Raw genomic sequence first — 25,123 nt, 5'->3', positions numbered from 1 at the left:
ATCAGTGTCACGCCAGCACCACCAGTTCGTGCTCGGCCAGGTGATCCAGCTCGAACACGGCCCGGCCCCCCTCCATGCGCATGGGCGCTCGCCGACCGGCCACCAGCAGCGTCGCGGACGCGGGGTTTGTGCCGGGCGGCAGTACGACACTCACCTGCAGTGGCCCGACCGGCGTCGTTTGTCGCACCGCGCCCGCCTGATTATCTGCCCCGGTAAGGTTGACGAGGTGAAGAACGAGACCATCGCCGCGTTGCTCGAGCCTGGTGACCAATTTCGCTGGCCCGACCACGCGCAGCGGGACCGCTGGACCGGTGGCCCAGGCCAGGAGGTTCTCCAGGAGAATGCGGTGGTCCGTGATGGGGTCGATCCCGTACCGCCGGTCGAAGTCTGCGGGCATGTACGCGACCCGGCCCCGGCCGAACGTACCGACCACCAAGCCGGGTACATCCGTTCGCTCTACCCTGGGGTAGACCTCATCGATCGGTGTGCTCGGAAATGGCGGCACATAGGTCATCAGCACCGTGCGGTCGGCCGCCACCGCCTGCGGCCATAGGATGCCGCCGAACGGCAGCAGGTCCGTGGCGTCGAAGCCCCTCAGTATCGGGTGGCGCGCTCCCGGCTCGGCGCGCTCGCCGGCTTTGTGAGGGCCGGGCGTCCGCGCCGCATATTCCGGCTTCAGCCGGACATAGTCGTGCCTGGCGGGCGACGCCTGCCGCGCGGGCGGCGCGCCCTGGATATTGACGCCGAACACGTCTTGCAGCGCATAGTCGCCGCGGGCGCGCCCGGTCACGTCGTAGAGGCTGGTGACGCCGGTCGCGATCAGAACGCCCCCGCTGCCCACGAACTCGCGCACGGCTTTGGTTTGCGCGTCACTCATCACCGCCACCTCAGGCAGGATCAGAACGTCGATGCCCCCCAGACCTGCGCTGAGGCGACTCTCGTCCCACACCTCGTGGGGCAAGTTGGCGTCGCGCAGCGCCTTGGCCATGCCGCGAAAGGGGGCTTCAGAGAGCCTTTGGCCCCGTTCGCGGCCGTAGAGCATCGCTGACGTCGGCGACCAGACCAGCGCGATTCTCGCCGGGGCCGGCGGCCCGCCCCAGCGCTCACCGTTCCGAGCCGCCCAGTTCATCACAGGCGTCGCGACGGACAGCGTGCGAACGTCCGAGGTCAGGTTCGCCGGCAGCTCGATAGCGGGGGCAAGGCCACCCGTCAGGCCGGCCAGAATTGCCAGGCGGACCTCGCCGGGCGCGGCGCTGGCCGCTGCGAATGTCCGAACACCTCGGTGATAGGTGGGAGTCAGGAGTATGATCGGCTTCCCGCGCGCCAGGTCCGCCAGATAGAGGCCGTCGTCCACCAGCTCGCCAAATCGCCCGACGCGCGGGGTGTTCGCGTTCTCGACGAACAGCATCGGCGCCTCGGCAGCCAGCGCTGCCACATCCTGGAAGCGCGCGATCTGCTCGGTTCGCACCGTCGGGATCAGACCGATCCACCGCGCGGAGCCGTTCGCCCGGCTCGCCGCCCTGTCGTTGGCCCGCCACATCTCGGTGCGGCGCGCCCGGTTCCAGGCGACCCACTGGTCGAAGATTGCGGCGTCCCGATCCTTGGCGAGGGGCAGATCGGCGCTGGCAGCCGCGCGGAAACCGCTCTGGCAGGCGGCGCAATAGCAGACCTTGTCCCAGCCCAGACCACTCCAGCCGACGCCAAGCACACCGTCCACAGGCGCTTGCGTCACCGCCTGTATAACCCTGTCGGCCATTGCGGCTTCGAAGAACCCGCCGTTCACGCAAGCGGCGTACCCGGTATCGACCGCGATTGGCTCGCCCTTGTCATCCCGTGCGACCCAGGCCGGGTTCGCGGCGACGTCTTCGCGCGTCAGCGGCTTGACCGTCACGCTGGCCAGCACCGCCAGGCCCGCGGCCCGCGCCGCTTGAGCCAGCCTCGTCAGCCGGCGAAGCCCTTCGATCCCGTCACCCGCGGGGAGGACGACACCTTGGACCGAGGATCTGCTCCATTGGTCGGTCCACCATGCCGAATCTGCGACGGCCCCATCGGCGAGGTTGACGTAGCACCACGTCTTAGCCCTGCGCCAAGCTGCAGCCCGGTTTGATGGAGGAGCCTCTGGCGTCACCGCTGCACGCGCTTGGCCGTCAGGCCGAACGGGTGTCGACGATAAAGTTTCGCGGGACTGCATCATTCGCTCCCCTAAGGCTTTATTATTATAGGCGCTTGAACCGTGCGAATTCACGCATCCGGGCCAAACGCGCCCGTGCTGCGTGGGGGTGAGGTCAGCAACTTACCCCCCGCCTCCTCAAGCCCGAAGAGATATTACACGAACCCGTTCGATTGCAAGCCCCGCCGACCACTCTTGGTTTTTTTGTGCCATCAAGCGAAATGTCGATGAGAGTTCGATACTAGGCGCGCGGGCCGGTGTGCAATCTACTGTTGTCGCTTGGGGTATGATGCGAAGAGCAAAGGCGGCAATTTGTTCTTACTGGCTCGCAAATCTACAGCAGGTCGAAGCTGGGCGTGGCATATTGAGTGGCAATGCAGAGTGCTTTGCTGGCTTCCATCCAAGAAGGGTGGCGCCACGCAATATCGAACAGGAGGACAGCCGCCATATTCCTGGGCACCTCATGGCTGCTGTCGCTCACGCAATCACGCGTGAAGCAGCTCCCGCACTTGCCGGACCAGCACATCCTGCGCCCAGGGCTTGGGTAGGAACTTGCCTTGAGCCGGCAACTGCCCCTCGGGAAGCCGGTGATGACCCGAGGTCAGCACCAGGCGCACCCGGGGCCAGCGTTCGTGCACCACGCACGCCAGGTCGAGTCCGTTCATGCTGCCTGGCATATCGATATCCGAAAACAGCAGATCGACAGCGATCAAGCCATCCAGGATCAGGAGCGCTTCGTCCGCATCCGCAGCCTCCAGCACCGTGAAACCGGCCTCTTCCAATACGACCATTCCGTACATCCGGACCAGCGCGTCATCTTCCACCACAAGGATGGTGGGCATTGCCTGGCGTTCTGCCACGTCTGGAGTTCCTTCCGGGAGAATGCCCAATATCGTGAATGTCTCAGATCGACAGAGGTTCAGATAATTCGCGATCTGATAACGTCATACCTCAAATAGCCAGAGGCATGGTGAAGATAAAAGTCGTCGCCACTGCGTCAGACCGCGCGACAAGGGTGCCGTTGTGGGCGCGTGCGATTTCGGATGCGATGTGCAGGCCCAGCCCAAGACCTTGCTTCAACCGCTCATCGCCACGGAAAAATGGCTGGAACAGTTTCTCCAACGCTTCCGCCGGGATCGGTTGGCCCGCGTTGGACACGGCAATCACGAGTTCGTCACCGGCAGTTGACGCCTCCACGGCGACCGGCTGATCCTTTGCGCCATGGGTCAGTGCGTTGCCCAGCAGGTTCGAGAGCAATTGCCCGATGCGCATCCGGTCGCAATCGACCGGCTCGTTCAGGTCGAAACGCGTCTCGATCGTCTGTTTGGGCGAGATGGAGCGGAGTTCGGCCACCACCTGGCGAAGGACCGGTTCGAGTGGTTCTTCGGCATCCCGATCCAGAGTGATGCCGCCGCCGAGCCGCCCCCTGGCAAAATCGAGCACATTGTCGATGAGCGCCGTCGCGCGCAGCACGCTGCCCCCCATCAGTTCAACCACCCGGCTACCGCGCTGACTGAGCGTCTCCTTGGCCAGCATGTGGATGCCGCTTGCGATCGATGCGATCGGGTTGCGCAGGTCGTGGCCCAGAACGGCGATAAACTGTTCGCGCAGTTCGGAAGTAGCCCGTTCGCTCACGACCGTCGCCTCGGCCTTGTCGCGCGCGTCCAGCAAGCCCTGCTCATAGTGCCGACGCTGCGTTGCGCGAAAGATCGCCAGCAGGATCTGGACATGCTCACCATCGTGGAGACCGCCCGTTGCGTTGACGAGGACGGGCAACCGCTCTCCAGAGGCATCGACCAGATCGAACGCCACTTCGCTGAAGCTGCCCAGCATATGCAGGGTGGGCGCGAAATGGGTCTCATAGAAAATCTTGCCCGCGATCGGCAGCAGGTCGGAGAATCTTTGGCCGACAAGCTGTTCTGCCGGTCGACCTATCCACGCCGCAAAAGTCCCGTTGGCGCGAATGATGCGCCCGTCTCGTTCGGCCAGCACATATCCGCAAGGTGCGGCGTCGAATAGTTGCCTGAAATCGATCCCGGCGTCGGGGAACGCCTTTGCCCCTGGCTCAGACAAAGGCTTTGATCGCAGCAATGGTCTCGGCCGGCGCGCTCAGATTCGGGCAATGACCCGTCGCGTCGAGCAGCACGAGTTCGCTGCCTGGTATCGAACGCTGAACGAACGCGCCGACGCTTTCCGGGGCGATGACATCGTCTCGGCACTGGAGAATGAGGACGCGCGCGTCGATAGCGCCCAGGTCGGCGCGGTTGTCCGCCATGAAGGTCGTGCGCGCGAAGCGTTTCGCGATTTCAGGATCGGCCCGGCAGAAGCTGGCAGCCAGTTCCTCGCCCAGTTCGGGCCGATCGGGATTGCCCATGATCACCGGCGCCATGGCCTGCGACCAGCCCAGATGGTTGGTATCCAGGAAGTCGAGCAGTTCCGCGATCTGTTCCTCGCTGAACCCGCCGACATAGTCACCATCGTCGATATAGCGGGGCGAAGGCCCCACCAGCACCAATGTCGAGAAAAGCCACGGTGCGCTTCGCGCGGCGATCAGTCCGATCATCGCACTGACGGAATGGCCGACGAACACGCCATCGGAAACACCCAACTCAGTCGCCAGCGCGACGACATCGGCGGCATATCCCTCCAGCGTCGCGTATTTTTCCGGGTCATAGGCCGTGAGGTCGGATCCGCCGGCGCCCACATAGTCGAAGAGTATCGTCCGGAAATCCTGTTCGAACGCCGGCGCCACATAACGCCACATATTCTGGTCGCAGCCGAAGCCATGCGCGAACAGCATGGCGCGCGATCCTGTGCCCGCCGAACGAGCGTTAAGTCGTCCGGCGACAGACGCGGATCGGTCCCAAGCGTTCAAAACGAACGACCCGGCAACAGGGAAATAAACTCGATCATATGGATACGCGTACACCCAGGATCATCAAAACGCGCAACCAGGGGCACGCGCGAGAGGCACGGCTATCACAGCCAGCGTCATCGAACCATAGGTGCCTCCCTCCGCAAGGAGGCGGGGTTTCCCCCGCCACCCGCTTCAATCACGCAGCGCATGCTTCAGGTCGCGCATTTCGTCATGGCCTTCCTTGACGGACGCGTAGGCAGTTTCGATCAGTGAGCGCACAGCGGGGGTCAGTTCCCGATCCGCCAGCGCATCCTCGAACTTGGCCTTGATATGATCTTCTCCGGCCTCGACCTCGTTGACGATCGCCTTGTCGTCATGGCCGGTAACTGCCGCTTTTAGGTTGATGAAAAGACGATGCGCGCCCGCCGCGACGGTGCCGTCGTCTTCGGGCTTGCCGCCCAGCGTCGCGACCTCCTGTTGCAGCCGGGTCGCGACTTGCTGGCGCTCGCTTGCGCGCGCAGTGAAGAGCGCGCCGTAACGGCCGGTCTCGCTCTCCTTGGCGGCTTCATTATAGCCTTTCACGCTGTCGAGGGTGGTGGCGATGAGGCCGTTGAGGGTGGAAATGTCGTGGCTGTTCTCGGGCATGATAATTCCTGTCTTTAAGCACGGCGTTGGGGCAAAGCCGACACCCCCTCAACGACGGCGACCAGGAAAAGTCCCTCGACATTGACTTGGATCAGTATGATTTGCGTAGATGTGCCGGCAACCGAACACCATCGCCGAACATCATGCAGGCATGGACCCCACCATCTCCTTCGTCGGAGCCGGCCCCACGACAATCTATACGGCCGGCAATGGCGACAGCCGAAGTTTCGGCGGCGGAAGAAACACGAGAGACACCAAGACAGCAGGTGCGCCTCAAATCAGCCTGGCAAAAGATGTCGCGCTCTCATCAGCGCTTCTGGATCAGGATCGCGTCCGCGAAAGGCCTGAAAGGAGGCCATAGGGTCGCGGCTGTCGCCTGGTTCGAGGATTTCCCGCTGGAAGCGACGCGCCAGAGCAGCGTCGAATATGTCGCCGGATTCCAGGAAGGCTTCAAAGGCATCGGCGTCCAGCGCCTCCGACCAGGCATAGCTGTAATAGGCGCTGGCATAGCCGCCATCGAAAATATGCGTGAAGCAGGGAAAGCAGTGCCGCAGGCCGATTTCCCGTGGCATGCCGAGCCTGCCCAGTTCTGCATCGATGACGGCGCGGGGATCGGCGGCGGCTTCCGGCACGCGGTGGATTGCGAGATCGACCAGGGCGCAGCTTATCAGTTCCACCGTCGCGAATCCCTGGCCATAGGCATCCGCTTCATGGATCGCCGCGATCAGCGCATCGGGTACGCCAAATCCCGACAATACTTCCCGGCTGACGATCCAGTTCTCCATGAATTTGCTGGGGAACTCGACGAAGTCGCGCGCGACGGCGGTGCCCGACTGGCTGGGATAGGTGACGCGGGACAGCAAGCCGTGCAACGCATGGCCAAATTCGTGGAAGAGCGTGCGCGCCTCGTCGATCGACAGGCGGGTAGCGGCGGTGTCGGGCGGCGGCGCGGCGGCAAAATTGGCTACCAGATAAACGATCGGGCGCACGTCGCCGTCCATGTTCTCCTGCACGCGCAGGCTGCCCATCCAGGCGCCGCCATGCTTTTCCGGGCGGGCCAGATAGTCGGTGAAGAGCAGCCCCACCGGCGCATCCTCTTCGTTTTTCACCTCCCATGCCGAGACGTCGGGATGATATCCGGCGATGTCGGCGCGGCGGATGAAGCGCAGGCCATAGAGCCTGGCGGCCGTGTCGAACGCCGCCTGCCGAACGGCGCCCAGACGCAGATGCTGCGCCACCGCCGCCCCGTCCAGCGCATAGCGTGACTGACGCACCTTTTCCGCATAATAGCGCCAGTCCCAGGGGGCGAGCGCAAAGCCGCCGCCTTCCCGGTCGACCAGCGCCTGGAGTTCCACCGCTTCCTCGGCAGCGCGGCGCTTGCCCGGCTCCCAGAGCTGCATCAGCAGCGCATGGGCTGCATCGGGCGTCTTCGCCATGCTGTCTTCCAGAGCATAATGCGCGTGATCGCCATAGCCGAGCAGGGTGGCGCGCTCGCGCCGCAGAGCCAGCGTTTCGCCAATGATCGGCCAGTTATCGTGAACGTCACCGTCGCAGCGATCGGTGAAAGCGCGCCACAATCGCTCGCGAAGGTCGCGCCGCGCCGAGAAGGTCAGGAAACTCTCATAGTCCGTGCGGTCGAGCGTGACGTGATAGCGGCCCTGCGCACCGCTCGCCGTGGCGCGCCCGGCGGCCGCCGCGCGCAGCGCGGGCGGCAGACCAGCGAGATCGTCCGGGCCAAGGTCCAGTATCCAGGCGCCGGTCGCGGCCATCACATTGTGCCCGAACTGTACGGCGAGCGCGGCAAGGCGCGCGTCGATCTCCGCGAAACGCGCCTTTTGCGCCGGTTCCAAAGTCGACCCGCCGCGAAGGAAACCGGCATGGGTCGTTTCGACCAACCGGACCTGCGCGTCATTCAGGCCGGCGTCATGCCGCCCCGCATGAACCGCTGCGATCCGCGCGGCGAGCCTGTCATCATGGCCGATCCTGGTGGAATGCGCGCTCAGCCGCGCCGAAATGTCGCCCTCAATTGCACGCATGTCGGGCGTCGCCTGCGTAGAGGACAGGATCCAGAACAGCCGACGCACCCGCGCCAGCGCCTCGCCCGATCGTTCCAGCGCAGCGATCGTGTTGTCGAAGTCGGGCGCGGCGGACTGGTCGGCGATGGCCGCGATCTCGGCACGATGCCGTGCCATGGCCGTATCAAAAGCCGACGGAAAATCTTCGGGCCGCACCTGCGCGAAGGGCGGCGCGCCGAGCGGGCCGTCCCATGGTCGCAAAAGGACGGGGAGATCAGTCAATCGATGGCACCTCGTCACAATGGACCTCGAACCCCGTCAACGTCGCTGGTCCGAAGGCCGTGGTCAAGGCGACGTCGGTGGCGTCACGACCGCGCGCCATCAGGATGCGGCCGATCCGGGGATGGTTGTGGCGGGCATCATGCGTATACCATTGGCCATCGATGTAGACGTCGAACCAGGCGCTGAAATCCATCGGCGCGTCCACCGGCGGAATGCCGATATCGCCCAGATAACCGGTGCAGTACCGGGCCGGAATGTTCATGCACCGACACAGCGTTATGGCAAGGTGGGCAAAATCGCGGCAGACGCCCTGCCGTTCCTGATAGCCGTTCCAGGCGGTCTTGTCGGGCCGGGCATGATGATAGCCAAACTCGATATGATTGTGGACGAAATCGACGATCGCATCGACGCGCTCGCTGGCCGTCCCATAATGGGCAAAATTGGCCCAGGCCACGTCCATCAACCGGTCGGTCTCGCAATAGCGGCTGCCGAGCAGGAAGATCATCACGTCGTCCGGCAGGTCTTCTACCGGCGTCTGCGCCCCCGTCGGCGCGCGGCGGTCCGGCTCACCGCTGTCCTCGATCACGAAGTCGCAGGACAATGTGACGCCACCTGGCGGAACGGTGAGGCGCGTGGCCACGTTCCCGAAACCGTCTTCATAATGATAGAGCGGGATGTCGGGGCTGATCGTCAGCCTCTGCGCCGTCCGCAGATCCTGATGGCGCGAGGGATGCAGGCTCAGCATCGCCATCATCGCGGTTTGGGTTTCGGCCTGGAAGCTGATGTCATATCCGCATCGAATCAGCATGCATGTCACTTTCCTGAAGAGCCGACGGGGCGGCTGTTGATGGCGCCATGGGAAGAGCGCGGGAATCTGGCGGGATCGGCGCGCGAGACATCGACGGTGACGTCCATTCCCAGATAGCTGGCGGGCAAGCCGAACCATGTGCCGGACAAGGGCAAGGCCTGATAGGGATCGCGCGCGATGGCGACGCGGATCAGGCCGCGATTGCCGATGATGCCGTTGGTCGGATCGAATTCGACCCAGCCCGATCCGGGCAGGAAGATCCGCACCCAGGCATGGGTGTTGCCGCCGCCCAGCACGTCTTCCTTGCGCGATGGATTGTAGACATAGCCCGACACGAACCGCGCGGCGAAGCCGAGCGCGCGCACCGCCTCGATCATCAGCACGGCGAAGTCGCGGCAGGTGCCCTGCCGCTTCCTCAAGGTCTCGATCGGCGACTGGGTGCCCTTTTCGTGCCGGGGGACATAGGTGAAATCGCGTTTGATGCCGGTCGCCATAGCGGTGAGCAGGGCGATGGTTTCCGTATCGCCATGGTTGCTCACGAAACTGCGTGCCCAATTGTCGATCATACGTTCGGGGTCATGATGCTGCCGCTCGATCGACCGGAGCAGATCGGGCATGTCCTCCGAGGAATAGGTGAACGGAAAGAGCCGCGCATAGGGTTCGACATCGACCTGCCCTTGCGCCAGCGGCGCATGTTCCAGCGTCGTCTCGCTCGTGACCGTCAGCTGCGACGTCCTTCGTTCGAACAGAGCCATCGCCACTGAATTGCCGAAGACGTCATGCAGCCAACGCAGTTCCCTGGGCTTGGGATCGATATCCAGGCGGGCGGACAGCAAATGCTGGTCAAACGCCTCGCGCGGGCGCATCATGATGCGATGCTCACCCAGCGATACCGGCGCCTTGTAGCGATAGTCAGTAACATGGCGGATCGTCAGCAATGGCATGGGTTCGGGTCCTGACGGTCGGGCGCGCAGCGGACAGACTACTGGGCCCGGATGATCCGGCGCCGTTCATGCTGTTCAACGCAGAGGGCGCCGCGCCGTTCCTGCTGATCGGCGATCATGCCGGTTCGGCCATTCCCCGCGCGCTCGGCGACATGGGACTGGAACCCGCCGATCGCACGCGCCACATCGCGCTGGACATAGGCGTTCTTGGTATGGGGCAGAAACTGGCGCTGTTGCTCGATGCGCCATTCCTGCATCAGACCTATTCGCGCCTGGTCGTCGATTGCAACCGCGATCCGGACCGGCCTGATGCGATGCCGGCGGTGTCCGACGGCACCACTATCGCAGGCAACGAAGGACTGGACGCGGTCGCGCGGCAGGCGCGGATCGCGACTATTCATCGGCCCTATCATGCCGCGCTCGAAACCATCATCGACGCGCGCCTCGCGGCCGGTCGCCAAACTATCCTGCTGTCACTGCACAGCTTTACGCCGATCATGGACGGCGAGACGCGGCCCTGGGACATCGGCATCCTGTATAGCCATGGCCAGACCGGCATCGCAGTAGCTATGCTGCACGCCCTGGCGCGATGGGGCGATATCACGGTCGGCGACAATGAGCCCTACGCGATGGACGACATCGACTATACCATACCCCGCCACGCCATTTCGCGCGCATTGCGCTATGCCGAGATCGAAGTCCGGCAGGACCTGATCTCGACCGAAGCCGGTCAGCTTGGCTGGGCGCAGCGACTGGCCGATGCCATTCTGGCAGCGGCGCGCGCCTAGCGCCTGCGAGATAGAGCGTTATCGCGCGATCGCGGGCGTCTTAGCCAGCAGTCGCTCGACGGACTCGAGACCCTCATCGCTGGCCACGGCAAGCTGGATCGGTCGGCCCGAAAGATCGTCCAAATGGCCGTTCAGAAAGACGATAGCGGCGGATGCGCCCAGCTTGTCCAGGGCGAGCTTCGTCACGCGGCTCTGGCGCCTGGCTTCCCCTTCGGAAAGCTTGACCCCGCTGCGTGGCGTGAACTTGCGCGACATCAGCTCTTCAATGTCACGATGCCGACGACACCGGGTTTGGTCGACGGATTGGACGCATTTGTCTTGCCCGGCTTTTCGGCCTTGGGCTTGCGCACTTCGCGGTTCGATTTCTTTTGGCCTTTGGCCATTCGCATTCTCCTTGGCTGGGTTGACTATCAGGGCGCGAGATGCCCCAGGCGATCCTCGTCGGTGTAGATGTCGAACCGCGTAAGCCTGGCGGTGCCGAAGGTCGTGGTGAGTGCCACGTCAGCGGCATCGCGCCCGCGGGCCATCAGGATGCGACCACGCCGGGGACGATTGTGGCGCGCATCGAACGTATACCATGTGCCGTCGAGATAGGCCTCGAACCAGGCAGAAAAGTCCATGTCGCCGACAAGCGCCGGCAAGTCCATGTCCCCCATATAGCCAGTGCAATATCGCGCCGGGATGTTCATGCAACGGCAGAGGGCTATGGCGAGATGCGCATAGTCCCGGCAGACGCCGACGCCTTCTTCATGTGCGTCCCATGCCGTGCGGGTCGGCCGCGCGGCGGTATAGTCGAAGCGGATACGCTCATGCACATAATCGCAGATCGCCTGGACCCGCGACCAGCCGGGCGCCGTGCGGCCGAAAAGGCCCCATGCCTGATCGGACAGGCGGTCCGTCTCGCAATAGCGGCTACCCAGCAGAAAGTGCAAAGCATCGTCGGGGATTTGTTCCAGCGGCACCTGTATCGCTTTCGGCGCGGTCACATCGGGCAGAAAGCTGTCCTCGATCACGAAGCCGCAGGATATGGCGATCCCGCCGGGCGGCATGGTGAGCCGGGTGCAGATATTGCCGAACCCGTCGACATAATCATAGGCGGCCACATCGGGCTGGGTGAAAATCCGCTGGGCGCTGCGAAGATCCCGGTTCCGGCTGGGGTGAATGCTGAGCAACGCCAGCATCGGAACGGCCTGGTCGACCGTGAAGGCGATATCATATCCGGCTCGAATTAGCATTCATCATCCTTAGACTGCCGGATCAAGAGCGCCGGATTGCGACTGAAATATCAGCGCTTTGAGAAACGAAGATTTGGTGGTCCGCAGTACCATCAGCTTGCCAACCCGCGGTCGGGATTTTCGCTGAACCACAAATCCTCTTTACTCTCGGACGGCGAGGCTGGGGCCGGTAATCGATCCTCGCGCCCGAGCTTTGCTTCACGGCGCAGCGCGCTGGCAGCTTCGCGCGCCCATGCCGCGGCTGCGGACGTCGCGATCATCTGGACATTCTTGAGGATTGCGGTTGCGGCGCGATCACGCTGCACGGCTTCTTGAGCCAGGCAGAAAGCGGATGTGTGGATCATGGGGCATTCCTCCTCGACAGCATCTCGCCAGGCGCGTGTTGCGGTTTCGATTGCGCGCGCAGGGCACCATATTGAGAGTGGATCAATATCCCATGCCGCCGGCTTTGGGGGGGCCGCTGCTTCCTTCGCCAAGATCGGCGACGGCCGCCTCGGTGGTGATCAGCAGCCCCGCGATCGACGCCGCGTCCTGCAACGCGACCCGCACGACCTTGGTGGGATCGATGATGCCGGCCTGGAACAGATTTTCATACGTCTCGGTCTGGGCGTTGAACCCCATATTCTCATCCCGATCGTCGAGCAGGCGCCCGGCGATCACGCCACCGTCGTGCCCGGCATTCTCGGCAATCTGCCGCAGCGGAGCCTGAAGCGCCTTGCGCACGATATCGATGCCGCGCCGCTGGTCGTCGTTGACAGGATTGAGACCATCCAGCGCCTTGGAGGCATAGAGCAGCGCGGTGCCGCCGCCGGGGAGGACGCCTTCCTCGACCGCCGCGCGGGTTGCGTGCAGCGCGTCATCGACGCGATCCTTGCGCTCCTTGACCTCGGTTTCCGATACGCCGCCGACTTTTATCACGGCGACACCGCCGGCAAGCTTGGCCAGCCGCTCCTGCAATTTCTCGCGGTCATAATCGCCGGCGGTCGTCTCGATCTGCGCCCGAAGCGCATCGACGCGCCCCTTGATCGCCCCTTGATCGCCCGCGCCATCGATGATCGTTGTGCTGTCCTTGTCGATTACGACCCGCTTGGCGCTGCCGAGCATGTCGAGCGTGACACTCTCCAGTTTGATGCCGAGTTCCTCCGCAACGATGCTTCCATTGGTGAGGATAGCGATATCCTCCAGCATGGCCTTGCGGCGATCGCCAAAGCCGGGCGCCTTCACGGCCGCGATATGCAGGCTGCCGCGCAGCTTGTTGACGACGAGCGCGGAGACCGCTTCGCCTTCGACATCTTCGGCGATGATGAGGAGCGGCCGCCCAGCCTGCACCACCGCTTCAAGGATGGGCAGAAGCGGCTGCAGGTTGCTCAGCTTCTTCTCGTGGATCAGAATATACGGGTCCTGAAGGTCGACCGACATCTTCTCGGCATTGGTGATGAAATAGGGCGAGAGATAGCCACGATCGAACTGCATGCCCTCGACAACATCCAATTCGAACTCGACGCCGGTGGCTTCCTCGATTGTGATGACGCCTTCCTTGCCGACCTTCTCCATCGCTTCGGCGATCTTGCGGCCGACCACCTCGTCGCCATTGGCAGAGACGATGCCGACCTGGGCGATCTCCTGGTTGTTCGAAACGGGCCTGGAACGTGCCTTGAGTTCGGCGACGACAGCCGTGACGGCGATGTCCACGCCGCGCTTCAGGTCCATGGAATTGACGCCGGCGGACACGGATTTCATGCCTTCGCGCACGATGGCCTGTGCAAGAACGGTCGCCGTGGTCGTGCCGTCACCGGCGTGGTCGTGGGCTTTTGAGGCGACAACGCGCATCATCTGCGCGCCCATATTTTCAAATTTGTCGGGAAGGTCGATTTCCTTTGCGACGGTCACGCCATCCTTGGTGATGCGCGGAGCGCCGAAGCTTTTGTTGATGAGGACATTGCGCCCCTTGGGACCGAGCGTCACCCGGACGGCGTTCGCGAGAATATCGACGCCGCGCGCGATGCCTTCACGTGCGTCGCGCGAGAATTTTATGTCCTTGGCTGACATGATTGGTGATCCTTTAAGGTAGGTCGGTCAACGCTGAACAGGCGCCGGAAGGAAGAGGGGGGGTCAGCTGACGACGCCCAGAACGTCACTCTCTTTCATGATGAGAAGGTCCTCCCCATTCACCCGCACCTCGGCCCCGGACCATTTTGCGAACAGGATGCGATCGCCGGCCTTCAAGTCCAGCGGCTCAATGACACCGCCTTGCGACCTGATGCCGCCGCCCACGGAGACGATCTCGCCCTCCTGTGGCTTTTCCTGTGCTGAGTCGGGGATGATGATGCCACCGGGCGATGCCTCAGCAGCGTTTTTGCGGCGAACGAGAACGCGATCGTGGAGCGGTCGAAATGTCATGACGTGCATCCTGCCGCTGGACCGCGACGATATGTCGTCGCTTCACAAGCGGGGAGCCAGCGCTGCCAATTTGCGATTGAGCATCGTGCGGATGCCAACCCAATCCATATGGGGGCGCATGTTAAGAAAACAAGATAGCCGGCACGGACACCGCCGCCCACCCGACCAACCACCCCAACACGCAGAACGTCTGCCGTCATCGGCAGCCCTCGTTCGCTTATGTTATGCCGGATCGGCACGAATGCCCGGAGCATCTGCCGACCGAACGTCGCCGCTTCCCCCACGATGACCGTCATCTGTTGATCGTCTCCGTAATCCACTCGACAGGCTGAGCCGCACGCGCGAAGCTGTGCGCATGGATTTCATGAAGATCATCGAGTCACTCGACGAGGCGCTTTACAGCGTCATGAGCTGGCTTGTTTTCTATCCGATAACCTTGTGGCGTTCGGTCGTCCGGCCCCAGAAAATGATGGAATATGCTGATAGCGAAGTTTCCGATCGGCCGGACGAGCAATATGACGATGCGATCCGCCCACCACTTTTCCTGTTCCTGACGTTGCTCATTTCGCACGGCATCGAAGTCGCGACGGTAGCGCGCAACCCGCTGCTGTCCGACATGCATGGCTTGGCGGCTCTGGTCGACAGCGACCTGGCGCTCCTGGCGCTCAGGATGCTGCTGTTCAGCCTATTTCCGTTGATGATGGCGGTTCGCCTGCTGCGTCGGCAGCGCACAAGGTTAACCCATGCCAGCCTGCGCCGGCCGTTTTACGCGCAATGCTATACGGCGGCGCCTTTCGCTTTAATGTTGGGGATCGGCACCCTGGCTCCGAATCTGGCTTTTGCCGATGTACGCATCATCTCGGCAGTGGTGATTGGTGCTGGTACGCTCTGGTATCTCGCCACTCAGGCCCGCTGGTTCGCGCGCAAATTGCATGTGTCCTTTCTTGTCGGAGCTGGCGACGCATGCATTGCCTCCCTCTACAGCATCGTCTTGTTCGTGCTCGCCGCGGCCATCGTCCACTAAGCAAAAGCTGGCCTGGCGCGGGCGAGTCTGGCATCTTTCCGCAAAATAAGTGGGAGAACAGAGATGCATGCGGCAACCTTATTTGCAACCGCCATGGCCGGACTGGCTGGGGCGCCGGCCATCGCGCAGTCGGAATCGGGCGACGCAATCAACCTGATCTGCTCGGGTCAGGGCGAGAAGCTCGGATCCGCCTATGTCAATACGCTGGAGTGGGATCGATATGACCACAAATATCGGACGCGCAGTGGCGTACAGACGGAGATGCAGGGCTTCTCGTCGGCGGTGACACTCCAGATCTACGGCAACGATGGCCGTATCCGCCTGCCCGAGAAACTCATTCCCCCGCTTAACTCGGGCGGCGATCACCAGCATTGGTGGCAGCTCGATGATCTGATCGTCGGCGCCGACGAAATCCGCGCCAGCTATCGGCTAAACGGGCTGAACAAGCCGAAGCTAAGGATCGACCGCCGGACTGGCGAGATCAGTATCAAGGGCACGGGGCAGGACTTTTTCGGCACTTGCGAGAAGGTCGACCCCGGGCAGAGGCGGTTCTGATGGTCCATAGCCCAAGCCAAAGACATCGCTCCGCGCCAGTGGTCTCCCACGGGCGAAGTCCGCTAGCACCGAAATTTCCTCTCCGGTGCTTGCCGTCGAATAGCTTGGTCCCGCACAGTCTGACAGCAACAAGAACCCACGGGGTTGGCGAGTTGCCGGGGGTCAGCTGCCATCGGTGATCACCGTTCCGCCATCGATCGCCAGAACCTGGCCAGAGATGAAGCCCGCGCCCGGGCCGGCAAGGAACAGTGCTGCTGTGGCAACCTCCCATGGTTCGCCGATGCGGCGCAGCGGCGTCATTTGCAGGCGGCGGGCCGTGGCATCGGGATCTGACAGGATATTCTTGGCCCAGCTCGTGGCGATCACGCCGGGAGCAACGGCGTTGGCGCGAACGCCGTGGGGACCCCATTCGACGGCCAGGTTGCGCGCCAGCTGAATCAAAGCGGCCTTGGTCAAACCGTAAGTGCCCACCCCCCGGTTGCCGCGCAGACCGGCGATCGACGCGGTCAGCACTATGCTGCCACCGCCGCGCGCGGCGATGCGCGGCGCAACCAGGTTGGACAAGTGAAAGGGGTGTCTCAGATTGACCGCAAGCAGGGCCTCGAGTTCTTCCTCGCTCACCTCGGCCATGGGCCCGAAGGGGCCGGGAATGCCCGCGTTGCACAGAAGTACGTCGATCCCGCCGAAGCGCTGCTCGGCCGTTTCGACCAGTGCGGCCAGCTGCGCCTGATCGGTCACGTCCGTCGGCACGCCGATGGCTTGCGGTAGTTCGGCAGCGAGCGAACGGACCTCATCCGCCCCGATAACCCACGGGTTCTGCTCCGAGGAAACGGCAGGATCGTAGGGGACCAGCTGGGGAAAGGTGAACAGTCCCCAGAACCCGACCGGCTTGCCGGCGCCCTGCGAGAGGACGAAGCCAGACAGCGGATACAACAGCAGGACGGCGTAGAGCAACTTGTGAACGACCCATGCGGTCCAGCGCTCCAATCGGGCGAGGCGGTCGGCTGGCGCCGGTGCCGGCGAGCGGCGGAGCCAGGCGATGCGGCCGAAGGTCAGCAGCAGGATCGTCAGGCCGACCGACTTGTGGACGGTGATCACAGCCTCGCGCGTGGCATCGCCGCGCGGCCAATTGTCGAGCGTGAGGCCGATGCCGAAAACGAGGATCACGAGCGCGACGGTCGTCCAGTGGAAGAACTGCGACACCCGGCCGAAGCGATCGGCCTCATTGCCGGCTCTGCGCGGCGGTATTTGCGCGGTCATGGGCGCCCCTCCACCCTGAGCGCCAGTGTCGGCAATCCTTCAACACGGGCGGTAATGACATTGCCCGGCACCACCGGACCGACCCCGGCCGGCGTGCCGGTATAGATCAGATCCCCGGCCTCGAGGCGATATTGAGAAGAGAGCTCGGCGATGATCTCGGCGCAGTTCCAGATCAACTGCGAGAGATCGCCCGACTGCTTTTCCACCCCGTCGACCTCGAGGCTGATCGCGCCCGTAGTCGGCAGGTCGCCGGTCAGGGGGATGATCGGGGCCAAGGGTGCGCTATGGTCAAACGACTTGCCGATTTCCCAGGGACGGCCGCTCTTGCGGGCTGCCACCTGCACGTCCCGCCGGGTCAGGTCGATGCCGACGGCAAGGCCGTAGACGTGACCGGCTGCTTCCGACTTGGGTATGTCGGTGCCGCCCCTGCCGATCGCCAGGACCAGTTCGACCTCATACTGGAAATCCGCGGTGATCGGCGGATAGGGTACCGTTGCCGGATCGTCTCCCGGTCGGGGGCTTCCTGCCGCCACGATCGCATCGGAAGGCTTCTGGAAGAAGAACGGCGGTTCGCGCTCATCACCGCCCATCTCGCGGATGTGTTCCAGGTAGTTGCGCCCGACGCAGTAGATGCGACGCACAGGGAAGCGGCCTCCGCCGTGAACTGGCGCGGACGCCTGCGGTGAGACCGGGATCACGAACTCAGTCATCGCCACGCTTCTCCCGAAAATAGTCGAGCTTTTCCTGTGCGACCTGATCCGAATAGCTTGATCTGCCCCCACCGAGTGGACCGATTGGTTTGTTGGTGGATTAAGCCCATCGCCGCCATATCCGGACGGAGGTGGAGCGAAACGGAACCGGAGGCCGGATATGGCGGTGTCGCCGTTGCCGGTGCCGGTGGTCGGTATCCCAGACTGCTATGCGGGCGGACGGTGTTGTAATGCCACCGCCAAGCTTCGATCAGCACCTTGGCTTCGACGAGGCTGTAGAAGATCTCGCCGTTGAGCAGTTCGTCGCGAAGCGACCCGTTGAGCCGCAGGCCGGGCGAAGCCCAACCTTTCGTTATAGCCATTCTCCCATGGTGATCCCGGTGTGATGTAGAGCGTCTTCACGCCGATCTGCCCCAGCCATTGCTGGACGGCGGTCGCGATAAATTCGCTGCCATTATCGGACCGTATATGTGCCGGAGGGCCGCGCGAGATGAACAGGTCGGCTAAGGCCGCCAGAACATCCTCATGCTTGAGCTGACGCGCCACGACGAGCGCCAGGCACTCCCGGCTGGCCTCCGTCAGCGCCTGCTCGTCATCCGCCCCGCGCGGCACCTTGCGCTGCGTCGATCGATGCTGACCCAGCACCCGGCATATCCATCGCTCGGACACCCGGATCGGCAAATCTCGTCGCACATGATCAATGCAGCGTCGCCGCCGCGCGGGGCTTAGAAGTTTCCCTTTGCCGCCTCCTGCAGGATCAGCTTGTCCAGGGTCAGATCGGAAATCGCACGGCGAAGCCGCTGGTTCTCCTTCTCCAGATCCTTCATCCGCCGCGCCTGGTCGGTCTTCAGCCCGCCATATTCCTTCCGCCAGCGATAATAGGTCTGCTCGCTGACCGCGATCCGGCGGCAGGCTTCGGCCGTGCTCGCTCCCTGTGCCAGCATAATCTCAACTTCACGCAGCTTGCCGATAATCTCTTCCGGCTTGTGCTTCTTGCTCGGCATTCGTCGTCCCTTTCGTGGTCCAGACTATCATAGTCTCTGGGCCACTCAGCGGGGGGCAGATCAATGCTCCATTCCTGCGCCCGCGCTCCAACGATGATCACCATTGCCTGTTCCTGCTGCAGACCCCGCCCCACATGCAGGGGCTGGAGCATGTGGCGTTCCACGTGCAGGGACCGACAGCGCTCATGGCTGCCGGGACGCGGTTCGTGAACAAGGGGTACGAGAGCTTCTGGGGACCAGGGCGACACAAGTTCGGCTCCAACTGGTTCTGGTACTTCAATTCGCCCATGGGTTGCCATGTTGAATATGATGCCGACATGGACAAGCACGACGACGACTGGATCCCGCGCATAGCCACGCCGGGTGCGGAGGCATCGCAGATGTTCCTGTTCGAGAACGTCGAGAAGTTCTTCCCGGGCGGCCCTCCGGACAAGCACTGAGCGGCAGATTGATCGATCGTGGAACGCGCCCTTTGCCGGGTCAGCGATCTGGCCGACGGAAAGTCGCGCGGCCTGGATCCCCTGAACGAAGGGTGCGACACGATGTTCGTCATCTGTCGCGGCGAGGATGTCTACGCCTATCGAAATGCTTGCCCGCATGTTCCAATGGCGAAGATGGCGTGGCGGAAGGATGAATATCTCAACGCCGACGGGTCGCTGATCAGGTGCAGCGCGCACGGCGCGCTCTTTTCCATCGCGACCGGAGAATGCATCGCCGGCGCATGTGTCGGCGCCTGGCTGACGCCGGTGAACACGGTCATTCGCGAAGGCTATTTATGGCTGGCCGGCGACTTTGCACCGAGGCGGCAAAGCCGGCCACGATCTGGGCAACAGGATACTGCTGCCGCAATGGACGAGGGCCGAGCCCGTCCATAATATCTTCCGCGGCAGCCAATTCATTCGCCTGGTTTTCTGGACCAACTCTTTAAGAAATCTTCCTTATCGGTATGACCGCCATGGCGCCGACCAATGCAAGTGCGGATGCTGCGATGAACAGCGCCGAGTAATTGCCGCCCTGCACGGCGCCGATCGCCAGGAAGATCGGGGCAATGAGCGGGGCCAGCGATTGCGGCAGGGTGTTGGCGATCTGGAATATGCCCATGTCCTTGGCGCTGTTGTCCGGGTCGGGAAGCACAGCCGCGACCAGGGCGAGATCAACCGCATAATAGACGCTCATGCCGACGCCCGCGACGGCCGATCCGATCAGGAACTGGAGCACGGTCTGCGCCATGCCGATCGTCACAAGCCCAACGGCCCCGATAATCGCGGCGATGATGACGAAGGGCTTGCGCCTCCCCACCCTGTCCGAAAGCCATCCCGAGATGGGCGAAACCGCGATTGTGATCGCTGCCCCGATGCTGCCATTGATGAACATCAGCCGGGGGATGTCGGACATGGGCTGATGAAGCCGATCGGACAGGAAGTAGACGGCGTAGACCTGAATATAGGACATGCCCATGATGACGAGAAAGCGGCTGATCCACGCCCAGTAGAAATCGGGATGTTCGCGCGGGTTGATGCTGAACGAGGCGAGAAACTGCCGGAGGCCGCCGGACGCCTGCACGGTGGCGGAGGCAGGCCCGTCCTTGAACATCGGCAGGATCACGGCGAGGCTGAGGACGGTGCCCAACCAAGGGGCCATGAACAGCAGATAGGGGCTTCCCGCCGTGAACTGCGTGAGGAATGTGCCCGCCACCACCCCGACGATGATGGTGAGGCCCAGCAACCCGGACACCCGGCCCCGCTGCCCTTCAGGCACCTGGTCCGGCAAAAGGGCGTTGAGCGCGGCCTGATTGGCGTTGAAGCCGATCTGGGCAATGACCCACCCCAGGCCGAACAGCATGATATTGCTCGAGGCGCTCATCATCAGCAAGCCCGCGCCGCCTCCCGCTACGCCGACGATCATCCACAGCTTGCGCCGACCGATGCGCGCCGTCGTGCGATCGGAAATATGGCCCCAGACCGGGGTGGCGATGATCGAGGCGAGCGCGCCGATGCCGAGGATCATGCCAAGCTGGCTCATCTTGTGCGCGGGATCGGCGATCTGCGCGATGCGCATGGCGATCGTCAGCGTGACCGGGGTGACGAGGCCCAGCCAGTTGCCGCATTGTGCGATCCAATAGGCCGCGATGAATGCGCCGCTTGCGCGACCGTCGGCCGTGCTCGCCATTCAGAGGGCCTGGATCATGGCAATGTCGGCCGCGAACTGCCTTAATGGCTGGCCGGTCGACTGGCCGCTGTCGAGCGCGGCATGCGCCCGCACCCATGCAGAACGGTCCACGCTTTCGTAAACCGGCGACAGTTTCCGTTCACCCTTGGCGTTCGCAATTCTGAGGTCCGAAGGGCTGGCCGATCCATCGCCCCGTAGCGCCAGACGCAGCGTGCGGCCGAAGCCTAGCGCGTCGATTCGCTGGCCAACGCCGCCGCTGCCGGTCGTGGCCATGCCTTCGAAGAGCTTTTCGCCCGCCGTGCCACGCACGACCACGGCATGGGATGCCTGCCAGACATGGGTGAGGGTGAGCGGTTGCCCCAGCGCGTGCGCCGTGCGCACCATGTCCAGCGCGGCATCGGCAGGGGTGGCGAAGCCACCAACCTGGCTCATCAGTATAGTGGACGTCGCCGCCAGATGCTGGATGAGATCGGCACGGTGGCGCAGCAGTGTCGGATCGCCCGCATAGCGTTCCGCCAGTTCCACGACCGCACCGGCTTGCTCGGTCCGATCGGCGAGGGTGAGGATCGCGTCTGTGCCCGTCATGCCCGGATCGGCGATGATGACGCCGCGCGCACCCGCGTCGATGGCCGCCGCCGCGCGTGCCGCCCAGTCGCCGTCCCCGGCGATAAGCATGACCGAAGCGGTGTCGCCGTCAGCTGCTGCGCGGTAGGACAGGGGCAGGGTGGCGAGCGTCTTGCGGAGCCTTTGCTGAAGACCGGGCGCTTCGGCGGCGATGGTCAGTGAAAGGGTCATGACAGCTCTCCGATCGCGCTCGCGCTGGCTTTGTTGGCGACATCGATCACGAAGTCGAAATCTTCCGCGACCGTGTCGAGCGAGGGCACGGCGCGCTGGTCACCGTGCGCAGCCGCATGAAGCGCCCGCCATTCTTCGACATAGCCGTTGCGGTCGAAGGGGCCGATCTGGCGGACGGCGCCTGACGCATCGGTGATTGTCGCGACTGCCGAACCGCCATGGACATAGGATGGCGTGAAGCGGATGCGCAGCAGCTCTGTGTCTGTGACGACTTCCAGATCCCAATAGGCTTCGCCATGGCCGTGCATCGTCCCGGCAAGCTGCACCGCGCGACCGCCCGCATGACCGGCGATGAGATAACCGAAAGGCGCGAGCTGGCGTGCCGACCAGATTTCAAGGTCGCGCCAATCCGGCAGGAAGGCGCGCACCAGCGGCAGATCATGCACCGCCAAGCCTAGGATCAAGGTGTGGAACATCTGGCGGATCACATCCGGCGTCATTTCGCCGGGCATGGAGAAAGCCGTTTCGGGCCGCCCGGTTACCTCTGTCGCCCAATTTTCAAACCGGTCGTTAAGCGGCAGCACGATGCTGGAGCGGATGCTGCGTGCCCTAGGCGAAAGATCGCCCAGCATATCCTTCACCGCGCTCCAGGCGGGATCGAACACATGCATGGCGCCCAGGATCACCGGAATGCCGGTTTCCGCCGATACTTCCGCGATCGCCCGCGCTTCATCAGCGCTGTTCGCCAGCGGCTTTTCACATAGCACGGCCTTCTTGCCTGCGCGCAGGGCCGCAATCACCTGATCGGAGTGGAACTGCTGCGGGCTGCAGACAGCGACGACATCCACAGCCGGGTCGGCGAGCATCGCTTCCAGCGAGGTGACGGAACGCGCGCCTGCACCGGCTGCCACTGCCGCAGCCAGATCGCCGTTGACGTCCATCACGCAGGCTGGCGTGAACAGATCCGGAAGATGGGCGAGCGTCGGCAGGTGGATCGCCTGCGTGACAGGGCCCGCGCCCGCGAAGCCGACGCCCAACGGCTTGACCATGTTCATGCCGTGGCTCCAGCGAAATAGGGATGGGAAGCGAGAAATTCATAGGAGGCGCGGCTGCTTTCCAGCGGCGTGGGCAGGTTCGGCACATCCACCTCCACCACGAACCATCCGTCGAAACCGGCAGGCAGGGCGTCGAACACGGCATCGAAATTGACGATGCCACGGCCTGGCTCGCTCCAGATATGCCGGGTGCCGATCGCCGTTATATAATCATCTTCGTAACGAAGCGTCTGGCGGAAGCCGTTGGGATCGACATCCTTCAGATGCACCGCCACCAGCCGGTCGGCATAGTCGGCGATGATCCGTTCCGGCACCATTCCGGCCCAGAGCAAATGGCCGGTATCAGGCCCGAAACCGAGGTGGGATCCGGCAGTCATGTCGAGCACGCCGCGTGTTTCCTCCTCCGTCTCGACGATCATCGCGATATGCGGGTGAAGAGCGAAGCGGACGCCTTCTGAAAAGCCGGCATCGGCTAAAAGAGCGAGCGTTTCGGCCATCTGCTTGGTCCGTTCAGCCGACGCGTTGTCGCCGACGGCGGGATTGGCGAAGCGCGCCATGTCGATATTGCCCGCGACGAACGTGCTGTGCACGCCTAGCGCGGCCAGCGTGCCGGCATGCGCCTTCGCCTGCTCGACAATGGCTGCCTGCTTATCGGCGATATGAAAATCCCCGGCGAAATAGCCCGGCGCGGGAGTGAAGCCGAATTCGTCCAGGATCGACCTGTATTCCGCGACGGTCAGGCTCGCAGGCACATCTGTGTGAAGCGAACGAAAGCCTGTCTGCACCAGATCGGCCAGTGCTTCGCGCAGGTTCTGCTCAGTCACGTGTGGCCCCATCGGGCCTGTCACCCAGGGGAGCGGATTGATTGCGATGCGTTTCAAGGGACATCCTCCGTTGCGGCTTGCACCGCTTTGAAGGAATCTATAGCGACGCTGAAAATTAAGGACAACTATATTTTCGGCGATCGTGCTGTTATGGCGACGGAATGAAAAGGCGCGGACCCTATGCGAAAGGCCAGGAAAGGCGGGACGAAATCCTGCGCGCGGCGGTCGATGTGATCAGCCGCGAAGGGTATCGCGGCGCGTCGCTCAGTCAGATCGGGCGGAGCATCGGGATCGATAGCGCGCACATCATTTACTATTTTTCGACGCGCGAAATGCTGCTGCAGGAAGTGCTGCGCATGTGGGACGAGGGCAATGCTGCTGAATTGACGGCCGACAAGGACGTCTTCGCCGGACTGGTGGAGGGGGTCAGGCGCAACACCCATACGCCGGGGCTGGTGCAGCTTTATACCGCATTCGCTGCCGAAGCGGTGGACGCATCCCACCCTGCGCATGAGTTTTTCCGGGCGCGCTTTGCCGTCCTGCAATCCTATATCGCTGACGAAATCCGCAGGCGCCAGGCCGTGGGAAGTGTAGCCGCCGCAATCGATGCCGATCATGCTGCGATGATGCTGATCGCCAAGTCGGACGGCTTGCAGGTGCGCTGGCTGGTCGATCGCTCGATCGATATGGCGGCGGCGCTGGAAACGGAGATCGAACTTCTGCTTGGCCACGGCGGCGGGCGTAAATGACGGGCGAATTTCGCACATTGTTCGACGGTCACACGCTTGCCGGATGGCGGGCCATTCCCCGCGTCTACGGCAGCTGGAATCCGGGAGGACCGGCCGTCACCGACCTGATGGCGCAATATGGCGTCGAAACGCCTGCCGACCCGGAGGCGCATCCGGCGACCTGGGAAGTCGAGGATGGAGCGATCGTGGGGCGTCAGGCAAAGACTGGCTATGGCGGCTATCTGCTGTCAGAAAAGACGTTCGGCGATTTCGAACTGGCGCTGGAGATGCGCCCCGACTGGCCTGCCGATACCGGCGTGATGGTGCGCCGCCGGCGCGACAGCTGGGAAGGCTTCCAGATATTGGTGGATCATCGTCCATCGGGCGGCATTGGCGGCTTTTACGGCAACGGCCTGGCCGGTTTTTCCGCCGTGCCTTTTGCGATCGATGCCGTGCCGGACAGTGAGGGCCGACCAATGGGCCTTAGGGCCGACGATCCGGCGAGCAGCGCGGAGCCGGTGACGCCGGACAAGATCGCGCGCCTCTCCTACGCCGCGAAGGTCGAGGATTTTCTGGGCGTCTGGAGATGGGGCGATTGGAACGCGTTGCGCATCCGCTGCGTGGGCGGCGCGCTGCCGGTCATCACGACCTGGGTGAATGAGCTTCGGATCGCCGAAGTCGACACCGCCGCGCTGCAATCGCCCGGCTATGACCCCGCCGCCGTCGCCGCGCTATTGGGGGAGCGCGGCCATATCGCATTCGAAGTGCATGACCATGATTCCCATTTCGGCGAGGCCCGCTGGGGGTCCGGAGCAGCCTGCCGATGGCGGAACATCAGGATCAGAGAGGTCTGAA

Annotated in this window: 27 protein-coding genes and 1 pseudogene; 7 read left to right on the top strand and 21 right to left on the bottom strand. The window is 63.4% G+C overall.

Annotated features, from left to right (window positions below; genetic code table 11):
- Window positions 1-7: 7 nt before the first annotated feature.
- From J3E64_RS04950 to J3E64_RS04915, 8 genes are all read right to left on the bottom strand, one after another.
- Window positions 8-1,903 carry a hypothetical protein gene (locus J3E64_RS04950; RefSeq protein WP_253340472.1) on the bottom strand — a complete coding sequence of 632 codons (1,896 nt, stop codon included), beginning with the start codon at window positions 1,901-1,903 and terminating at the stop codon, window positions 8-10.
- Between the two features lie 752 nt (window positions 1,904-2,655).
- On the bottom strand, window positions 2,656-3,030 hold the full coding sequence (locus J3E64_RS04945; protein WP_253340470.1) for a response regulator: 375 nt from the start codon (window positions 3,028-3,030) through the stop codon (window positions 2,656-2,658).
- 91 nt (window positions 3,031-3,121) lie between these two features.
- Entirely contained in the window at window positions 3,122-4,243 is a 1,122-nt protein-coding gene (locus tag J3E64_RS04940; protein WP_301287130.1) for a PAS domain-containing sensor histidine kinase, read from the bottom strand.
- A complete protein-coding gene (locus J3E64_RS04935) occupies window positions 4,236-4,970 on the bottom strand; it encodes an alpha/beta fold hydrolase (RefSeq protein WP_253340466.1) in 735 nt (244 codons plus the stop codon). The genes J3E64_RS04940 and J3E64_RS04935 overlap by 8 nt, the downstream gene beginning before the upstream one ends.
- Before the next feature lie 249 nt (window positions 4,971-5,219).
- A complete protein-coding gene (locus tag J3E64_RS04930; protein WP_253340464.1) occupies window positions 5,220-5,672 on the bottom strand; it encodes a PA2169 family four-helix-bundle protein in 453 nt (150 codons plus the stop codon).
- A gap of 278 nt (window positions 5,673-5,950) precedes the next feature.
- Window positions 5,951-7,864 carry a M3 family metallopeptidase gene (locus tag J3E64_RS04925; RefSeq protein ID WP_253340454.1) on the bottom strand — a complete coding sequence of 638 codons (1,914 nt, stop codon included), beginning with the start codon at window positions 7,862-7,864 and terminating at the stop codon, window positions 5,951-5,953.
- A 97-nt stretch (window positions 7,865-7,961) separates the two neighbouring features.
- On the bottom strand, window positions 7,962-8,777 hold the full coding sequence (locus J3E64_RS04920) for a transglutaminase family protein (protein WP_253340452.1): 816 nt from the start codon (window positions 8,775-8,777) through the stop codon (window positions 7,962-7,964).
- Between the two features lie 5 nt (window positions 8,778-8,782).
- Window positions 8,783-9,721 (bottom strand): transglutaminase family protein, encoded by a 939-nt coding sequence (locus J3E64_RS04915; RefSeq protein WP_253340450.1) that lies wholly within the window; start codon window positions 9,719-9,721, stop codon window positions 8,783-8,785.
- On the opposite strand from J3E64_RS04915, the gene J3E64_RS04910 reads away from it, so the two are divergent.
- Window positions 9,715-10,509 carry an N-formylglutamate amidohydrolase gene (locus tag J3E64_RS04910; RefSeq protein WP_253340448.1) on the top strand — a complete coding sequence of 265 codons (795 nt, stop codon included), beginning with the start codon at window positions 9,715-9,717 and terminating at the stop codon, window positions 10,507-10,509. The genes J3E64_RS04915 and J3E64_RS04910 overlap by 7 nt on opposite strands.
- An 18-nt stretch (window positions 10,510-10,527) precedes the next feature.
- Here J3E64_RS04910 and J3E64_RS04905 read toward each other — a convergent pair whose 3' ends face one another.
- From J3E64_RS04905 to J3E64_RS04885, 6 genes are all read right to left on the bottom strand, one after another.
- Window positions 10,528-10,764, bottom strand: coding sequence for a hypothetical protein (locus J3E64_RS04905; protein ID WP_253340446.1), 237 nt, complete (start codon window positions 10,762-10,764; stop codon window positions 10,528-10,530).
- Window positions 10,764-10,892: a hypothetical protein gene (locus J3E64_RS20630; RefSeq protein WP_301287129.1), complete on the bottom strand. Its 129-nt coding sequence runs from the start codon at window positions 10,890-10,892 to the stop codon at window positions 10,764-10,766. Before J3E64_RS20630 ends, J3E64_RS04905 begins: the two co-directional genes overlap by 1 nt.
- A gap of 27 nt (window positions 10,893-10,919) precedes the next feature.
- Entirely contained in the window at window positions 10,920-11,744 is an 825-nt protein-coding gene (locus tag J3E64_RS04900) for a transglutaminase family protein (protein WP_253340444.1), read from the bottom strand.
- A 92-nt stretch (window positions 11,745-11,836) separates the two neighbouring features.
- A complete protein-coding gene (locus J3E64_RS04895) occupies window positions 11,837-12,088 on the bottom strand; it encodes a hypothetical protein (protein WP_253340442.1) in 252 nt (83 codons plus the stop codon).
- Window positions 12,089-12,170: 82 nt separating this feature from the next.
- Window positions 12,171-13,793 carry a chaperonin GroEL gene (gene groL / locus J3E64_RS04890; RefSeq protein ID WP_253340440.1) on the bottom strand — a complete coding sequence of 541 codons (1,623 nt, stop codon included), beginning with the start codon at window positions 13,791-13,793 and terminating at the stop codon, window positions 12,171-12,173.
- 63 nt (window positions 13,794-13,856) lie between these two features.
- On the bottom strand, window positions 13,857-14,144 hold the full coding sequence (locus tag J3E64_RS04885) for a co-chaperone GroES (protein WP_253340990.1): 288 nt from the start codon (window positions 14,142-14,144) through the stop codon (window positions 13,857-13,859).
- A gap of 355 nt (window positions 14,145-14,499) precedes the next feature.
- On the opposite strand from J3E64_RS04885, the gene J3E64_RS04880 reads away from it, so the two are divergent.
- Both J3E64_RS04880 and J3E64_RS04875 read left to right on the top strand, forming a co-directional pair.
- A complete protein-coding gene (locus tag J3E64_RS04880; protein ID WP_253340438.1) occupies window positions 14,500-15,168 on the top strand; it encodes a hypothetical protein in 669 nt (222 codons plus the stop codon).
- A 63-nt stretch (window positions 15,169-15,231) separates the two neighbouring features.
- Entirely contained in the window at window positions 15,232-15,723 is a 492-nt protein-coding gene (locus J3E64_RS04875) for a hypothetical protein (RefSeq protein WP_253340437.1), read from the top strand.
- A gap of 162 nt (window positions 15,724-15,885) precedes the next feature.
- Here J3E64_RS04875 and J3E64_RS04870 read toward each other — a convergent pair whose 3' ends face one another.
- From J3E64_RS04870 to J3E64_RS04860, 3 genes and pseudogenes are all read right to left on the bottom strand, one after another.
- Window positions 15,886-16,983, bottom strand: a complete 1,098-nt coding sequence (locus tag J3E64_RS04870; protein WP_253340435.1) for an SDR family oxidoreductase — start codon at window positions 16,981-16,983, stop codon at window positions 15,886-15,888.
- On the bottom strand, window positions 16,980-17,693 hold the full coding sequence (locus J3E64_RS04865; RefSeq protein WP_253340433.1) for a fumarylacetoacetate hydrolase family protein: 714 nt from the start codon (window positions 17,691-17,693) through the stop codon (window positions 16,980-16,982). The genes J3E64_RS04870 and J3E64_RS04865 overlap by 4 nt, the downstream gene beginning before the upstream one ends.
- A gap of 179 nt (window positions 17,694-17,872) precedes the next feature.
- A pseudogene (locus tag J3E64_RS04860) lies at window positions 17,873-18,697 on the bottom strand (integrase core domain-containing protein); the annotation flags it as partial.
- A 14-nt stretch (window positions 18,698-18,711) separates the two neighbouring features.
- Between J3E64_RS04860 and J3E64_RS04855 the strand changes: the two are divergent.
- Together J3E64_RS04855 and J3E64_RS04850 are read left to right on the top strand one after the other, a co-directional pair.
- On the top strand, window positions 18,712-19,137 hold the full coding sequence (locus tag J3E64_RS04855; RefSeq protein WP_253340431.1) for a VOC family protein: 426 nt from the start codon (window positions 18,712-18,714) through the stop codon (window positions 19,135-19,137).
- Between the two features lie 18 nt (window positions 19,138-19,155).
- The gene (locus J3E64_RS04850; protein WP_253340429.1) at window positions 19,156-19,572 is read left to right on the top strand and encodes a Rieske 2Fe-2S domain-containing protein; all 417 of its coding nucleotides are present in this window, start codon (window positions 19,156-19,158) and stop codon (window positions 19,570-19,572) included.
- A 49-nt stretch (window positions 19,573-19,621) separates the two neighbouring features.
- Here J3E64_RS04850 and J3E64_RS04845 read toward each other — a convergent pair whose 3' ends face one another.
- The 4 genes from J3E64_RS04845 to J3E64_RS04830 are packed head-to-tail and all read right to left on the bottom strand — an operon-like array spanning window position 19,622 to window position 23,540.
- On the bottom strand, window positions 19,622-20,866 hold the full coding sequence (locus J3E64_RS04845) for an MFS transporter (RefSeq protein WP_253340426.1): 1,245 nt from the start codon (window positions 20,864-20,866) through the stop codon (window positions 19,622-19,624).
- Window positions 20,867-21,661, bottom strand: coding sequence for a hypothetical protein (locus tag J3E64_RS04840; protein ID WP_253340418.1), 795 nt, complete (start codon window positions 21,659-21,661; stop codon window positions 20,867-20,869).
- Complete coding sequence (locus J3E64_RS04835; RefSeq protein ID WP_253340416.1) at window positions 21,658-22,716, bottom strand: Gfo/Idh/MocA family protein; 1,059 nt, start codon at window positions 22,714-22,716, stop codon at window positions 21,658-21,660. Before J3E64_RS04835 ends, J3E64_RS04840 begins: the two co-directional genes overlap by 4 nt.
- A complete protein-coding gene (locus J3E64_RS04830) occupies window positions 22,713-23,540 on the bottom strand; it encodes a sugar phosphate isomerase/epimerase (protein ID WP_253340414.1) in 828 nt (275 codons plus the stop codon). The genes J3E64_RS04835 and J3E64_RS04830 overlap by 4 nt, the downstream gene beginning before the upstream one ends.
- A gap of 161 nt (window positions 23,541-23,701) precedes the next feature.
- On the opposite strand from J3E64_RS04830, the gene J3E64_RS04825 reads away from it, so the two are divergent.
- Together J3E64_RS04825 and J3E64_RS04820 are read left to right on the top strand one after the other, a co-directional pair.
- Entirely contained in the window at window positions 23,702-24,289 is a 588-nt protein-coding gene (locus J3E64_RS04825) for a TetR/AcrR family transcriptional regulator (RefSeq protein WP_253340412.1), read from the top strand.
- On the top strand, window positions 24,286-25,122 hold the full coding sequence (locus tag J3E64_RS04820) for a DUF1080 domain-containing protein (RefSeq protein ID WP_253340411.1): 837 nt from the start codon (window positions 24,286-24,288) through the stop codon (window positions 25,120-25,122). The genes J3E64_RS04825 and J3E64_RS04820 overlap by 4 nt, the downstream gene beginning before the upstream one ends.
- Window position 25,123: the final 1 nt, after the last annotated feature.

Source organism: Sphingobium sp. OAS761 (genome assembly GCF_024168485.1).
Lineage (GTDB): Bacteria > Pseudomonadota > Alphaproteobacteria > Sphingomonadales > Sphingomonadaceae > Sphingobium.
This window is presented reverse-complemented; position numbering and strand designations above follow the sequence as displayed.

Excerpts from the sequence above, each read along its gene's own strand:
- J3E64_RS04935 (WP_253340466.1), bottom strand. The coding sequence starts at position 4,970 with ATGCTGTTCGCGCATGGCTTCGGCTGCGACCAGAATATGTGGCGTTAT.
- J3E64_RS04930 (WP_253340464.1), bottom strand. The coding sequence starts at position 5,672 with ATGCCCGAGAACAGCCACGACATTTCCACCCTCAACGGCCTCATCGCC.
- J3E64_RS04925 (WP_253340454.1), bottom strand. The coding sequence starts at position 7,864 with ATGGCACGGCATCGTGCCGAGATCGCGGCCATCGCCGACCAGTCCGCC.
- J3E64_RS04920 (WP_253340452.1), bottom strand. The coding sequence starts at position 8,777 with ATGCTGATTCGATGCGGATATGACATCAGCTTCCAGGCCGAAACCCAA.
- J3E64_RS04910 (WP_253340448.1), top strand. The coding sequence starts at position 9,715 with ATGGCATGGGTTCGGGTCCTGACGGTCGGGCGCGCAGCGGACAGACTA.
- J3E64_RS04915 (WP_253340450.1), bottom strand. The coding sequence starts at position 9,721 with ATGCCATTGCTGACGATCCGCCATGTTACTGACTATCGCTACAAGGCG.
- J3E64_RS04905 (WP_253340446.1), bottom strand. The coding sequence starts at position 10,764 with ATGTCGCGCAAGTTCACGCCACGCAGCGGGGTCAAGCTTTCCGAAGGG.
- J3E64_RS20630 (WP_301287129.1), bottom strand. The coding sequence starts at position 10,892 with ATGGCCAAAGGCCAAAAGAAATCGAACCGCGAAGTGCGCAAGCCCAAG.
- J3E64_RS04900 (WP_253340444.1), bottom strand. The coding sequence starts at position 11,744 with ATGCTAATTCGAGCCGGATATGATATCGCCTTCACGGTCGACCAGGCC.
- J3E64_RS04895 (WP_253340442.1), bottom strand. The coding sequence starts at position 12,088 with ATGATCCACACATCCGCTTTCTGCCTGGCTCAAGAAGCCGTGCAGCGT.
- groL (WP_253340440.1), bottom strand. The coding sequence starts at position 13,793 with ATGTCAGCCAAGGACATAAAATTCTCGCGCGACGCACGTGAAGGCATC.
- J3E64_RS04885 (WP_253340990.1), bottom strand. The coding sequence starts at position 14,144 with ATGACATTTCGACCGCTCCACGATCGCGTTCTCGTTCGCCGCAAAAAC.
- J3E64_RS04880 (WP_253340438.1), top strand. The coding sequence starts at position 14,500 with ATGGATTTCATGAAGATCATCGAGTCACTCGACGAGGCGCTTTACAGC.
- J3E64_RS04875 (WP_253340437.1), top strand. The coding sequence starts at position 15,232 with ATGCATGCGGCAACCTTATTTGCAACCGCCATGGCCGGACTGGCTGGG.
- J3E64_RS04870 (WP_253340435.1), bottom strand. The coding sequence starts at position 16,983 with ATGACCGCGCAAATACCGCCGCGCAGAGCCGGCAATGAGGCCGATCGC.
- J3E64_RS04865 (WP_253340433.1), bottom strand. The coding sequence starts at position 17,693 with ATGACTGAGTTCGTGATCCCGGTCTCACCGCAGGCGTCCGCGCCAGTT.
- J3E64_RS04845 (WP_253340426.1), bottom strand. The coding sequence starts at position 20,866 with ATGGCGAGCACGGCCGACGGTCGCGCAAGCGGCGCATTCATCGCGGCC.
- J3E64_RS04840 (WP_253340418.1), bottom strand. The coding sequence starts at position 21,661 with ATGACCCTTTCACTGACCATCGCCGCCGAAGCGCCCGGTCTTCAGCAA.
- J3E64_RS04835 (WP_253340416.1), bottom strand. The coding sequence starts at position 22,716 with ATGAACATGGTCAAGCCGTTGGGCGTCGGCTTCGCGGGCGCGGGCCCT.
- J3E64_RS04825 (WP_253340412.1), top strand. The coding sequence starts at position 23,702 with ATGAAAAGGCGCGGACCCTATGCGAAAGGCCAGGAAAGGCGGGACGAA.
- J3E64_RS04820 (WP_253340411.1), top strand. The coding sequence starts at position 24,286 with ATGACGGGCGAATTTCGCACATTGTTCGACGGTCACACGCTTGCCGGA.